General features: G+C 40.7%; 8 protein-coding genes and 1 pseudogene. 8 read left to right on the top strand and 1 reads right to left on the bottom strand.

The features are described from left to right. Window positions 1-137: 137 nt before the first annotated feature. On the top strand, window positions 138-5,630 hold the full coding sequence (locus ACM0OS_RS20610) for an AAA family ATPase (RefSeq protein WP_414545068.1): 5,493 nt from the start codon (window positions 138-140) through the stop codon (window positions 5,628-5,630). A 173-nt stretch (window positions 5,631-5,803) separates the two neighbouring features. On the opposite strand, the gene ACM0OS_RS20605 is transcribed toward ACM0OS_RS20610, so the two are convergent. Beyond that, complete coding sequence (locus ACM0OS_RS20605; RefSeq protein ID WP_414545067.1) at window positions 5,804-7,105, bottom strand: ABC transporter substrate-binding protein; 1,302 nt, start codon at window positions 7,103-7,105, stop codon at window positions 5,804-5,806. A gap of 141 nt (window positions 7,106-7,246) precedes the next feature. Between ACM0OS_RS20605 and pilM the strand changes: the two genes are divergently transcribed. From pilM to ACM0OS_RS20570, 7 genes and pseudogenes are all read left to right on the top strand, one after another. Next, complete coding sequence (gene pilM, locus ACM0OS_RS20600) at window positions 7,247-8,353, top strand: type IV pilus assembly protein PilM (protein WP_414545066.1); 1,107 nt, start codon at window positions 7,247-7,249, stop codon at window positions 8,351-8,353. A 4-nt stretch (window positions 8,354-8,357) separates the two neighbouring features. Then, on the top strand, window positions 8,358-9,128 hold the full coding sequence (locus tag ACM0OS_RS20595) for a PilN domain-containing protein (RefSeq protein WP_414545065.1): 771 nt from the start codon (window positions 8,358-8,360) through the stop codon (window positions 9,126-9,128). Then, window positions 9,125-9,889: a pilus assembly protein PilO gene (locus ACM0OS_RS20590; protein WP_414545064.1), complete on the top strand. Its 765-nt coding sequence runs from the start codon at window positions 9,125-9,127 to the stop codon at window positions 9,887-9,889. The genes ACM0OS_RS20595 and ACM0OS_RS20590 overlap by 4 nt, the downstream gene beginning before the upstream one ends. A gap of 198 nt (window positions 9,890-10,087) precedes the next feature. Beyond that, a complete protein-coding gene (locus tag ACM0OS_RS20585; protein ID WP_414545063.1) occupies window positions 10,088-12,544 on the top strand; it encodes an AMIN domain-containing protein in 2,457 nt (818 codons plus the stop codon). Window positions 12,545-13,191: 647 nt separating this feature from the next. Then, window positions 13,192-13,377, top strand: coding sequence for a DUF5615 family PIN-like protein (locus ACM0OS_RS20580; protein ID WP_414545062.1), 186 nt, complete (start codon window positions 13,192-13,194; stop codon window positions 13,375-13,377). A gap of 373 nt (window positions 13,378-13,750) precedes the next feature. Beyond that, complete coding sequence (locus ACM0OS_RS20575) at window positions 13,751-14,035, top strand: HU family DNA-binding protein (protein ID WP_414545061.1); 285 nt, start codon at window positions 13,751-13,753, stop codon at window positions 14,033-14,035. Window positions 14,036-14,061: 26 nt separating this feature from the next. Next, a pseudogene (locus ACM0OS_RS20570) lies at window positions 14,062-14,479 on the top strand (threonine-phosphate decarboxylase); the annotation flags it as partial.

The raw sequence follows: 14,479 nt of genomic DNA, 5'->3' as shown, positions 1-14,479 counted from the left end.
CACAATAAGTTGGGTATCTGAGGCTCTTGGTATTTATATTCACTATTAGCCAATATTGTGTGTGTTATTGACTCATGTTTTCTGGGCAAAATTAACTTAAGACTTGAAGTCAAAAAGTTAAATTTTAGCAGACTAATATGGTATTTAGTAATAACACTGTAGCAATTTCTGATTACTCCATTACAGAACAAATTTATGCAGGTACGCGCACTTTAGTATACAGATGCAACCGTAAAATTGACCAAAAACCAGTAGTCATCAAATTGATGCGGAATGAATACCCTACTTTTAGCGAAATTATTCAGTTCCGCAACCAGTACACTATCACCAAAAATTTAGATATCCCAGGTATCATCAAACCCATTAACCTAGAAGCATACCGCAACGGTTACGCTTTAGTTATGGAGGATTTTGGCGGTATTTCGTTGCTAGAATGGGTAGTAGAAAAATACTCAATTAATGATTTCCTTCATGTCGCCATAGCCCTAGCCACAACCTTAGAATCACTACACCATCACCGAATTATCCATAAAGATATTAAACCCGCAAATATCCTCATTAATCCCGAAAATCATCAAATTAAATTAATTGACTTTAGTATTGCTTCCCTACTACCTAGAGAAACCCCACAACTACAAAACCCTAATGTCTTAGAAGGTACTCTGGGTTATATTTCTCCAGAACAAACTGGGAGGATGAATCGGGGTATAGATTATCGCACAGATTTTTATAGTTTAGGCATTACTTTTTACGAATTATTGACAGGTAAATTACCATTTATATCTGATGAGCCGATGGAATTGGTACACGCACATATTGCCCAAATTCCCCCATCAGTTCATAGTGTCAATCCTAATATTCCGCCAATCATCTCAGAAATCATTGCCAAATTAATGGCAAAGAATGCCGAAGATAGATATCAAAGTGCAGCCGGATTAAAGCATGATTTACAGATTTGTCTCTCAGAATTACAAACGACAGATACAATTACAGGTTTTACATTAGCAAGTCGAGATATTACCGAACAATTCCTGATTCCTGAAAAACTTTATGGTCGAGAACAGGAAGTAGAAGCTTTATTACAAGTATTTGAGAGAGTAGCTCATGGTAACAGCGAAATCATGCTAGTTTCCGGGTTTTCTGGTATTGGTAAAACGGCTGTAGTTAATGAAGTCCATAAACCGATTGTTAGACAACGGGGATATTTTATTAAAGGGAAATTTGACCAATTTCAACGGAATATTCCATTTTCGGCATTTGTGCAAGCTTTCCGCGATTTGATGGCGCAATTATTGGGTGAAAGTGATACTCAAATTAAACTCTGGAAAACTCAGATATTAGAGGCTGTAGGTGAGAATGGACAAATAATTATAGATGTGATTCCGGAATTAGCTCAAATTATTGGTGAACAACCAGTAGCAGCAACACTTTCCGGAACAGCAGCCCAAAATCGCTTTAATTTATTATTTCAAAAGTTTATCCATGTTTTCACAACTAAAGAGCATCCTTTGGTAATTTTCTTGGATGATTTGCAGTGGGCAGATTCTGCTTCTTTGAAGTTGATTCAACTATTAATGAGTGAAGATGATGTTGCTTATATGTTACTCATTGGTGCTTATCGTAATAATGAAATATTTCCAGCACATCCATTGATGTTGACTTTAGATGAAATTAAAAAAACTGGGTCAAATATTAATTATATCACTCTGGCAGCACTGCAAAAATCAGACTTAAATCAACTCATAGCCAATACTCTCAATAGTTCTTTAGTACTAGCAGAACCACTTACAGAATTAATATATCAAAAAACCCAAGGTAATCCCTTTTTTAGTACACAACTGCTGAAGTCACTATTTGAAGATAAACTAATTAAGTTTGATTTTAAAGCGAGGTATTGGCTATGTGATATGGCTCAAATTAAAGCACTAACACTAACTGATGATGTGGTTGAGTTTATGGCACAGCAATTGCAAAAACTGCCATTAGTAACTCTCAATATCTTAAAATTATCGGCGTGTATTGGTTCTCAATTTGATTTAGAAACATTGGCAATTGTCTGTGAAAAATCTCCAGTAGAAACAACAACAGATTTATGGAAGGCTTTACAAGAAGGTTTAATTCTTCCAGTCAGTGAAGTTTATAAATTTTATCAAGAAAGTGATACTCCCGCAGATTTACAACAAGTTTCAACTCATACTCACAAAACAGCTAAGTATCGATTTTTTCATGATCGGGTACAACAAGCCGCATATTCACTGATTCCCCAAGAGCAAAAGCAACAGACTCACCTCAAAATCGGTAAACTCCTGCTGGAAAACCTGGAAGCCGCTGAACGAGAAGAACAGATTTTTGCGATCGCCAATCAACTAAATTTTGGCTTGTCCCTGATCACCGATGGATCAGAAAAAGAGCAACTGGCTCGTTTAAATTTGCGAGCCTCTCAAAAGGCGATCGCTTCTACAGCTTATGTCGCTGGAGTAGACTATCTTTGCACCAGCCAAAAGTTACTTCCGGCCGATTGCTGGGAAACTCAATACCCATTAGCCTTAGAAATTGCCAATGAATTGGCGCGCGCCACATTTTTGAGTGGTGATTTTTCTCAGATGCAACAAGTTATAGAGATAGTCCTGGAAAATGGACATTCTCATCTAGATACCGCTAAAGTCTATGAAACCAAAATCCAAGCATTGATTTTTCAAGGACAACCTGTAGAAGCAGTCAAAATTGCCTTAGCAGTTGTCAAAAAATTTGGCATCAAATTTCCCACCAAGCCAACTACACCAACAATTGTGTTGGGCTTAATCGACACGAAACTGGCGTTGATGGGTAAATCTATCGCCTCTCTAGAAGCGCTACCCACCATGACAGCACCAGATAAAATTGTTGTGGCTCAAATTTTATCAAAAACTATATCAGCTGCATATAGCGGCGCACCCAACCTATTACCATTGCTAATTTTTCGTGCAGTCTGCTTATTTGTCAAATATGGCAACACAAATTTATCTGCATTTTTTTATACATGGTATGGCGTAATTCTTTGCGGTTTTGTCGGTGATATTAAATCTGGCTATCAATTTGGCGAATTAGCACTCAAGCTTGTAGAAAAATTTGATGCTAAGGAAATTAAAGCCAGCGTCATCAATACTGTTTACTGCTTTATACATCATTGGCAACAACATATTAGAGAAACCTTAGAACCATTATTAGAAAGCTACCAAATAGCACTAAATAGCGGAGATAAAGAATTTGCCGCTTGGTCGGCTTTCGGCTACTGCGCGCATAATTATTTTGTCGGCAATAATTTAGCAGAAATAGAGCTAAAGTATGAGTTTTATCGTCAAGCTATTACTCAACTTAATCAAGAAACAGCACTGCAATCTCACAATATTTACTATCAAGTAGTACTCAACTTGCTGGGTAAATCAAACCAAGCTTCTCGACTGGAAGGTAATTTTTATTCCATCAGTCTTATGGAGGCACAGCAACAAGCAAATAACGATAAAGCAGAACTTTTTCTTGTTTATGTGAATCAAGCAATTTTGAGTTATTTATTTACAGATTTAGAGTATGGATCCGAAGTTATAGAAAAAGCTCAAGAAAATTTAGAAGCTGGTATTGGCTTAGTCACATCAGTTATTTTCTACTTTTACAATTCATTGACTTATTTAGCATTAGCCAACGAAGCTTCACCTCAGGAGCAAAAACAAATTCTCAAGCGTGTAGTAGCAAACCAGAAAAAAATCAAAAAATGGGCAGACAACGCCCCGATGAATCATTTACATAAATTTCATTTAGTAGAAGCTGAAAAATATCGAGTTTTAGGTCAGAAAACCAACGCCACAGAAAATTATGATCGCGCCATTCAACTGGCCAGAAAAAACGCATATATCCACGAAGAAGCATTAGCCAATGAACTTACCGCTAAATTCTATTTAGAATGGGGCAAAGAAAAAATTGCTGCTGTCTATATGCAGGAAGCTTACTACTGCTATACCCGTTGGGGTAGCCCCGCCAAAGTAGTAGACTTAGAAAAACGTTATCCCCAATTACTTCTTCCCATCCTGCAACAAGAATACAATCCCATTAAAACTAATGAAACCATTGCCTCAAGTGCCGCGCGCACAATTCATTCAACTACTATTACCACTTCATCATTTCTCGATTTACCAGGCATCATCAAAGCATCACAAGCAATATCGAGTGAAATTCAACTCGAAAAATTACTTTTCCAGCTAATGCAAGCTGTTCTCGAAAGTGCAGGCGCGAATAAATCTGCATTGATGTTATTGCAAGACAATAATTTGGTTATCGAAGCAACAGCAAATTTCAATAATAATTACCTGAAAAATCAAGATTTTATTTTAAAATCTATCCCTGTTAAAGATAGTAATGATATTCCGCATAGTATCATTAACTATGTTAAAAATACGTTAGATACATTAGTTATTAATGATGTCACCATACAAAATAATTGGGCAGTTGACATATATATACAAAAAGAAAAGCCCAAAAGTATCTTGTGTATGCCAATCATGAAACAAGGCAAATTAATCGGCATACTATATTTAGAAAATCGCCTAATCATAGGAGCCTTTACAACTGATAGAATAGAAGTCCTCAATCTCTTAGTTTCTCAAGCAGCAATATCTTTAGAAAATGCTCGACTATACACAGCCTTAGAACAAAGTTTGATTGAATTAGAAAATAGAGTTAAAGAACGCACCCAAGAATTAAGCCAGAAAAACGACCAACTACAAAATACCTTAAAAGAATTACATCACACCCAAATTCAGATGCTGCAAGGTGAAAAAATGTCTGCACTGGGACAGATGGTAGCAGGTATAGCACATGAAATTAATAACCCAGTCAACTTTATTTATGGTAACTTGTCTCATGTAGATGGGTATACCAGAGACTTATTAGAATTACTGCAACTTTATCAAGAAAATTACCCCTACCCAGCCCCAAATATTCAAGAACGTTTAGATGAAATGGAATTAGATTTTGTTAGCGAAGACCTAATAAAAGTTATCCAATCTATGAATGTTGGTACTCAACGTATCCGAGAGATAGTGTTATCTCTACGTAATTTTTCTCGTCTTGATGAAGCAGAATTTAAGCCAGTAGATATTCATGAAGGAATTAATAATACCTTAGTCATTTTGCAGCACCGACTCAAGGCTAAAGCAGAACGTCCAGAAATTCAAATTATTCAAGAATACGGAAATTTACCGTTAGTAGAATGCTACGCAGGGCAACTTAATCAGGTATTTATGAACTTGTTAAGTAATGCCATAGATGCCCTAGAAGAATCGAATCAGGGACGTAGTTATGAAGAAATTACTAACAACCCCAACACCATCACAATTCATACCTCTATTACTCAAAAACAGCAAATTAAGATTATAATTGCTGACAACGGTTCTGGGATTCCAGATGCAATTAAACAGAGCATTTTTGATCCTTTCTTCACTACTAAGCCCATCGGCAAAGGAACAGGAATGGGTTTAGCTATTAGCTATCAAATAATCACTGAAAAACACAAAGGTCAGCTTTTGTGTAATTCTACACCAGGTCAAGGGACAAAGTTTGTGATAGAAATTCCTGTGGGACTAGAGACTAGGGACTAGAAATTACTCTAAGTAAGTCGGCAAGAAAAAATCAAACTATGTTAAGCAATATAAAATAATTAAAATTCATTTCGTAGTAAGGGCTTTAGCCCTTATTTGAGGACTAAAGTCCTCACTACAAACCTTTAATTATTTATGCCGTCCTACTTAGCCTCTAGCCTCTAACCTCTCACCTACGCCCGACTATTCCACTCTTGGGCTGCATCCTCTAAGGCTTTATCTACTGTTTTTTGCCCTAACATTGCTGCTTGCAAGTTCTCATAAATTGCTCTTTGCAATCTTTTTGAATCCCTCAAAGTTGGAGTTAATATTTCTGCTTGTTGTAGTTGGTTAGCACTAATCACTCTGGCCTTTTCTACTGTAGAAGCAGTTTCCGGGACATCTTTAAAGTAACTATCAGCCAAGGCTTTTTTAGTAGATGGTAAAACATTTGCAGCTTTGGCAAAAGCTAGCTGGTTTTCGTCATTGGTGAGAAATAAAGCAAACTTCACCGCAGCATCTGGGTGTTTGCTGGCACGGGGAATAACAACATTCATCACCGCAACATTTTTCTTCCCAGTATCACCAGTAAGTTGGGGTGCGATCGCAGAGGCTTTGGCAATTTGGGGAGCATTATTACCGATAGTTTTGAGGAACTCTGGCCCTGAAGCTAAAAACGCGGTTTGTCCAGATTGGTATAAATCAATTGCTTGGCGATGTCCCTGGGTTAAAGACTCTCTGGGAAGTAGTCCTTTTTTATACAAATCTACCCAATATTGAAATGCTGCTTTTCCTTGTGGGGAATTAAACGCGGCTTTACCTTCAGCATCAACTAGCGTCACTCCCATTTGCACAAAGGATTCCAACACTTCACCGGAATCTTGCGGTGCAAATGTGACAAAAAATGCATATTTGCCTGTCTTATCTTTAATTTGTTGTGCTACCTCTGCTAATTCTCCGTAGGTTGTGGGTACATTAGTTATACCTGCCTGTTTTAATAAATCAGTGTTATAAATGGTTAGCCGTGTGGTGAGGTACCAGGGAATACCAAAGCTCTTACCGTTAAGCGTGCTGGCTTTCCAGATATTCGGTAGATAGGAGGAGCGTTCTTCATTTGAGAGTTTTGTATCCAGGTCTAACCAGGCATTTCGTCCTGCCAATTGGGACGCAAAAACTGGATTCAGGTTCACTACATCGGGTGGCGTATTTGCGGAGACAGCTGTTAAAATTTTGTTCTCCATTGCTGACCAGGGTACATCAACCCAGTTAACCTTTATACCTGAATTTTGATTTTCAAAATTTGTAATTAGATTTTGGAAGTAGTCAGTAAATTGAGGTTGGAGTTGCATAGTCCAAAACTCCACAGTTGCCTCTCCTGAAGCAGCTTGTTGTGTATTTGTACCAGTGTTTCCGGTACTGCAACTTACCATCCAACTGGTCAATAAACCAATTAGGGCAAAAACCGCCAGTTGTTTGAATTTTCGCAATTGCATCATCTTACCAGTATTTTTACGCTTGATTGGGGTGAAAAAATTGTGCCAAATTGTCGAGATTATAGGCTAAATCAATTACTTAGTCCTCAGAACATTCTTTAGTATCATTTAAATTTTCCATTTAGGAGTCCAGCGGGCATAACTGTGGTGAAAAGCTTCAATAGTCTGTTCGGCAAATCAAATAAAGGGGTGGGCATCGAACTTGCACCGGAACGGGTGAATGTAGTTCAGCTACGCAAGCAGCGCCAAGGCTTAAAATTAGAGTCCTTGACATCAGTAGAAGTTCCCGAAGGGGTAATAACTGATGGACAAATTACTGACACCCCAGCAATGGCGCAGTTAATTCAGCAGGCATTGGCTGAGAGTAAAATCAAGGTTTCTCGTGTTGCTACTGGTGTACCAGGACGAGATTCCATAGTCCGTCTCATACCTGTGCCAGCAGAGTTGGATGACAAGGAATTACGGGAAATGGTATTAAACCACGAAGCTGGTTTGTATTTACCTTATCCCCGTGAAGAAGCTGATGTAGATTATCAGAAACTTGGGTATTTTGTTGATGAGGATGGCATTGAAAAGGTACAGGTATTGCTAGTTGCCACTCGTAAGGAGGTGACAGATACCTATCTTAGTACCTTTGAACAGGCAGGATTGCAAGTCGATATTTTAGAGATTAACAGTTTTGCTTTGATTCGGACAATTCGTGAACAACTGCGGCAATTCAGCCCCCAAGAGGCAGCGGTATTAGTTGACATTGAGTTCGACAGTACAGAAATAGCTATCGTCATTAACGGCGTACCGCAATTTTCGCGCACAGTACCTATAGGTACTTATCAAATGCAAATGGCTATGGCTAGGGCCATGAGTTTACCCACATCACGAGACATGGAACTGTTAATGGGAATGGTGATTACGCCCACTCCCATCGATGGTGGACAAACTGGGGTGACTGATATCAATCCTGGGATGGCAGCTTTGTTGAGGGTTTTGGGAGAACTCACAGATGAGTTGCGTCGTTCTATCGATTTTTACTTGAATCAAAGTGAAAACTTGGAAGTGGCGCAGATTTTCTTAGCTGGGCCGGGAGGCGGACTGCAACAACTAGATGAATTTTTCACTCAAAGATTGAGCTTGCCAACTACCCAAATTGATCCTATTGGGTCTTTGTCCTTACAAGTTGATGAAGAACAGTATCCTATGGCAAAACGGTCTGGCTTAGGGATAGTACTTGGTCTAGGAATGCGGGGGGTGTAACAGAGTGTACAGTTTAGACGTTAATTTTCTTAAAGACCGTGCAGGTTACCAAAATACACCCAAGAAAAGCTCAGGAATTAAACTGCCAACGGGGGATTTAACACCTGTGTATATAGGGGTTGCCCTGGGCCTGTGTTTTCCCATTTTTGTTGGGGCTGGTTTGTGGTTTTTGCAAGCCAAAAATAGTCAATTGGAGCAAGAGATAGCACAACTAGATCAAGAAAACAAGAGGTTAGAAACAGAAATTGGCAATATTAACAAAATCCGCGAAGAGACAAAAAAAGTCCAAGCGGAAACACAGGGTTTAGTTACAGTATTTGACCAGATTAGACCTTGGTCTGCCATGTTACAAGATTTGCGCGATCGCATACCAGCCACAGTGCAAATTGAAAACGTCAAACAACTCCCACCTGCTGCCGCAGTCGCTGGAAAGCCACCCGGTAGTAGGGCTGGAGGATTGGAGGTTACAGGACTGGCTCGTTCTTTTAATGATGTCAATGATTTCTTGTTGACTTTACAACAGTCCCGGTTCTTGAAATCCTCGGAAAGCAGAATTATCACCGCCACTTTAGTAGATGCACCAATACCACCAGGTGCTGGGCGCTCTAATAATAGTGTGCAAATTAAACTACCCCAAGTAGTTAGATACACTATTCAATCCAGTCTGAGCGATGTTCCAGCTTCGGATTTAATTCGGGAGTTAGAACAAAAAGGCACCATTGGATTAGTAACTCGAATTCGCAGTATGCAACAAACAGGAGTCATTTCAAAATGACACTTAGTGAAGATTTTAATTTTACGGAAGGCGGCGAATTTGGTGCCGAAACACCAGCTTATCCCGTCGTTTTTGGTATTAGTTTTACACCCAAAATTATCGGCATTTTAGTGGGTGTATTGGGAATTGCTGGATCGGCGTATATGCTGATGAATATGGTAATGCCCGCTTGGGAAATTTATCAACAGCAGCAAGAAAAAAGTAACGATTTGCAAGGGCAAATTGAGCAAAAGAAAGCCAGCATTCAACAAATTGACAAAGTAAAAGACGAGTTAGCCCAGGCAAAGCAGCAAAGAATCCAGGTTTTAAGCTTATTTTCTGATGAAAAAACTTTAGATACCTTGCTACTAGATTTAAATCGGTTAGTTGAGTCTGGCAATGCTCAAGTTACGGCTAATGCAGTCAGGGCAAAACTACAAAAATTTGTCCCATCTACACAGCAAGCAGAAACCGTTAATGATGGCTCTCTCGGAGCAATAGTTGATGGCAAATTAAAACGCAGTAGCGTTAATGTCGAAGTTGTTGGTACTTTTGAGCAAACGCAAGCGATTATTCGCAATATCGAGCGTTTACAGCCTTTGCTTATAGTTAAAGATTATCAGGCGAGATTAGCTCCTGAAGTTGCAACAGACCCATCAGGCGAAGAAGTGCGTCGGGTAGGGCCAGCACCTATTACTACATCTTTCCAACTAGAAGCATTAATGCCCTTAAATTCTGAGGAAGTAGCGGCGGCTGCGGAAGCACAAACAGCCCAACAATAGCAGTTATTTAATCATTTGTGTGTACACAGATTTTCAAGATGAGGTTGGGGGAAATATTTTCATTTATCAAAGTAAATATCCTCCTTAGCACCTCTAAAATGGGAAGACTAAAAATAGCAAGTTGCAGATAGTAGTAATTACAACGCAGCTAGCCAAAAAAGTTCGTAAATTGGTGTTTTATATAGTGAGGAATGAACTGTGAAACAGCTTCACGGTAATAGTGTAATATTAGGTGCTGCCGCTTTTGTATTTCTAGCTGCTCAACCTGCTTGGGGACAAATTGCCCAAGTCACTGATGTCAAACTCAATCAAGTAAATGGTGGCGTTAGTGTTGTTTTAAAAACTTCTTCTGGGTCGCGCCCACAAGTTTTTACCACACAAAGAGGTAATTCCTTAGTTGCAGATATTATTAATACGCAATTGCGTTTACCGCAAGGCAATAGTTTTCGCCAAGATAACCCGGCTGCGGGAATTGCCTCAGTTCAAGTTATGCAACTTGATGCCAATAGCGTTCGGGTAATGGTAACGGGGATTAATAGCATCCCCACTGGTCAGCCTTTGGTGCGAAAGTCAGATGAAATTACCCTCAGTTTTACGCCTTCATCTGCAACCACCGCATCAACGCCAACGCCAGCGCCTCCTATGGGTGCAGTCTCACCTGTTACTACCCCAGCCCAACCCACTCCTAATGTTCTAGTTCCTAACCCACAAGTCTCAATTGACGGTAGACCTGCGCTACCAGCAGGCCCCGGTCAACCTGTAAGCCAAGCGCCACCATTCTTACCCAGAGCCGTGGCCCCACCAGTGGGAGATATCGCTATTTCCGCTACAGATGCGTCTCCCAGCACCATTGATTTAGGAACTCAAGAACGTGTACCCCGCTTGGTATTGAGAGATGCACCAGTCCGCGAGGTTTTGTCACTGCTAGCCCGTGCTGCTAATTTAAATTTGGCTTATGTAGGCGGTGAGCAAGCTACTGGGGGTGAAGGTCAGGCAATTTCTCAAACCATTTCTTTAGATATAGAAAATGAGCCAGTGCAAGATGTGTTTAATTACGTTTTGCGCCTCAGTGGTTTAGAAGCTAACCGCAGTAATCGCACGATTTTTGTGGGGCCTAGTTTACCCAACTCTACCCGTGATGTAGTTATGCGTAGCTTGCGGCTGAATCAGGTAACTGTGGGAGTAGCCTTAAACTATTTAGTCGGTATGGGTGCAGAAAGTGCCGTCAGTCGTGAACGTCAAGTTACCAGTGTGAATGCTGTACCTGTGGGTGCTGGCGCTACTCCCATTACCCAAACGCAAACAACTACAGAAACCAGACTGGAAGTTCAACGGGCTAATTTTACAGACTCAAAGCCTTTACTAAGAGGTTTACAAGCATTAGGAGATGAACGCACCAATTCTCTGACTTTGATTGGCCCTCCTAGACAAGTTGAGATGGCAATGACTCAACTAAGTCAGCTTGATATCCGCCGTCGTCAAGTGGCTGTTAATGTGAGAATTATTGATGTTAACCTGTTGAACACCCAAGACCAGAACGCTAGTTTTTCCTTTGGTATTGGGAATAACTTCTTTAGCAGTGATGGTGGTGCAGCATCTCTGAATTTTGGTGGTATCAATCCACCATCGGCTGGGGATGTGCGTAACAGTCTACAAAGTCCAACTGTTGTTGGTAATCCCTATGCAGGTGCTAATACTTTCATAGATTTAACCCAAAATATTGGCCCAGTTCCCAACACTGGAGTAGATACCAGAAGAATCACCGTCAATCCAGGTGGAGCCACTATTATTGATCAACAAGGTCAGGATCTAAGCTTTTTGCAAAGAAGAGCAGGAATTTCAGGAAATCCATTTAACACTGGCATTACTGAGATTACGCCAGGAACGCCAAATATTATCCAAACAACCACTACTACCGATCCAACAACAGGAGCAGTAACTGAAACTACAACAGTTACTGAGGGAACTCGCGGTTCCATAACATCTGCACTACCCAGTTTATTCCAGTATCCCAAACGTCTCCTTGCTAGTTTGCAGGCTCAGGTACAAAATGGCAATGCCAAAATTTTGACTGACCCAACCTTAATTGTTCAAGAAGGTCAAACAGCTAACGTCAACTTGACACAGGAAGTAGTAGGTAATATTACAAGGGAAATAGTTCGTGATGCGAACCTTGCTACAGAAACAATTTCCGCTGAAAAAGAGCAAGTAGGCTTAACTTTAGCGGTGAAAGTTGACCGGATTGATGACAACGGTTTTGTTTCTTTGTCAGTGGCTCCTGTAGTCAAAGCACCTGTATCTCCAGCTAGTATCAATGTTGGCGGTGGTGGTAGTCAACAAATATTCTTGGTATCCGAACGCTCTTTAAATTCTGGTGTAGTTCGCCTACGAGATGGTCAGACACTAATTCTTTCAGGCATTATTCAAGATTCAGACCGAACAACAGTTTCTAAGATACCCCTTTTGGGTGATCTTCCACTAATTGGTTCACTGTTTAGATCCACAAACAGACAGAATCAGCGTAATGAGGTCATTGTGCTACTTACACCTCAGGTGATGGATGACTCTGAGAACTCAGCTTATGGCTATAACTACGCTCCCAGTCCAGAGGTGCGGCAAATGCTAGAGCGCCGTGGGTTGAGTGCGCCTAGATAACACCTAGTTGCATTTAAAGGTTGGAAGTGGGGAGTAGGGAATGGGATTCTTGTTGAATGCACTGTAGCACTTTAGCTATACATTGCTATACAAACCAACTCCGCCAGCGCGTACTCGTACAAATTAAGCTTTTCAAACCCGCAAAGGCGGGTTTTGTTTTGTCAACTTGTTGGAGAATTATTACAATCCTGGTATGTGAATCATTGCCCGCAGTACCTAGCCCTGGCGATTAGAAATCGCGGCTATACAAACTAAGTCCGCCAGCGAGGACTAACGGAAAGTCAAGGGTTTTAACCCGCGTAGGCGGGTTTGGTCTGTATAGCTGTGACTTCCAGTCGCCTGGTGGAAGCTTTCATAGTATCTGGAAAACCTCTCTCTAAATCTCTCTTCTGCGAGACTACGGTGTACACACATCTTTGTGCTGCGTACAAAATGTGGCTTGATCCCCCTAAATCCCCCTTATTAAGGGGGACTTTGATTCTTTTCCCCCCTTTTTCAAGGGGGGTTAGGGGGGATCGAAACACTGTTAGGCAAATTGATAAGACTTGTGTGTACACCGCAGCCCTGCGAAGAGAGAGACTTTGAATTGCTCATTTGGACGTTAGATTGTCCGTGGACTTTTCTCAATGACGTGAAAAGTCAGAATTATGACCAAGGATAGCGATTTTGTTGATTTGGTGTGTCGTTTGGGAAGACCAGCACAAATTTTGTGGCTCACTTGTGGTAATGTTATAAACCGCAACCTGCGGCAAATCCTTTCTGCGACATTTCCAGATGCTTGGGAACGCCTGCGACAAGGTGAGGCAATTATGGAAATTAGCGATCGCTTGTAGGATCATCAAAATTTTGAAATAGAGTCCAGAGAAGGGAAAAATTTCTTTCATCCCAGTCCCCAAGTTCTACCCATCATCAGGTGATTTATTCAGTATTTTATTGATTTATGTATATTTTTAGACGCGATAACCACCCAAAAAATCCAAAAAATCCTGAAATCCATATAAATTAATGGTTTCATCTATCCACTTCAGGCTACAACGCCTTAGAATGATTCATTGAAAAGTCGAGCCGATAGGATGTACAGCCATTTTGAGTGTAAATACTCCTAAAGGACGACTTTTGTAATTCTCTCAACAGAGATTTAAGAAAAAGACGACAAGGTGCATCTGTTAGAGAATCGAATCTCAAGTAAACCTCAAGGAGTTTGATATGAACAAGGGTGAATTAGTAGATGCCGTATCTGAAAAGGCAAGTGTGACCAAAAAACAAGCGGATGCCGTCTTAACTGCCGCTTTGGAAACGATTATCGAAGCTGTTTCTTCTGGTGATAAAGTAACGCTAGTAGGATTTGGCTCATTTGAATCACGGGAACGTAAAGCCCGTGAAGGTCGTAACCCCAAAACCAATGAAAAGATGGAAATTCCTGCTACCAGGGTTCCCGCTTTCTCCGCTGGTAAGATGTTTAGAGAAAAGGTTGCACCCCCAAAAGAATAAATAACGTTTTAGGGAATTTTTTTTTGATGCGGCAACCAGCACACGGGGGAAACTTAGCCTGGGCAGCTGCACTGGCTGGCTGTCCCCCTGATGCTATTTTGGATTTTTCTGCCAGCATCAGTCCCTTGGGGCCACCAAATAGTGCGATCGCGGCTATTCATGCCCAAATTGGTAATCTTAAGCACTATCCAGACCCAAACTATAGTGAACTGAGACTAGCTCTCAGTCACTTCCATCAATTACCTTTTGAGTGGATTCTGCCGGGCAACGGTTCAGCAGAATTACTTACTCTTTCAGGTAGGGAACTCGCAAAATTAACAGCAACAAAATTAATTACTCCAGCCTTTGGTGACTACTACCGAACCCTAGCGGCATACAACGCTAAAGTACTGGAGTTTCCCCTTTCTTTGGAGACTGGGGAGTGGGGGATAAGGGGACAAGGGG

Source organism: Nostoc sp. CCY0012, assembly GCF_963920855.1.
Classification (GTDB): Bacteria; Cyanobacteriota; Cyanobacteriia; order Cyanobacteriales; family Nostocaceae; genus Cyanocohniella.
Note: the sequence above shows the minus strand (reverse complement) of the source record. Positions and strands in the feature narration are given on the sequence as shown.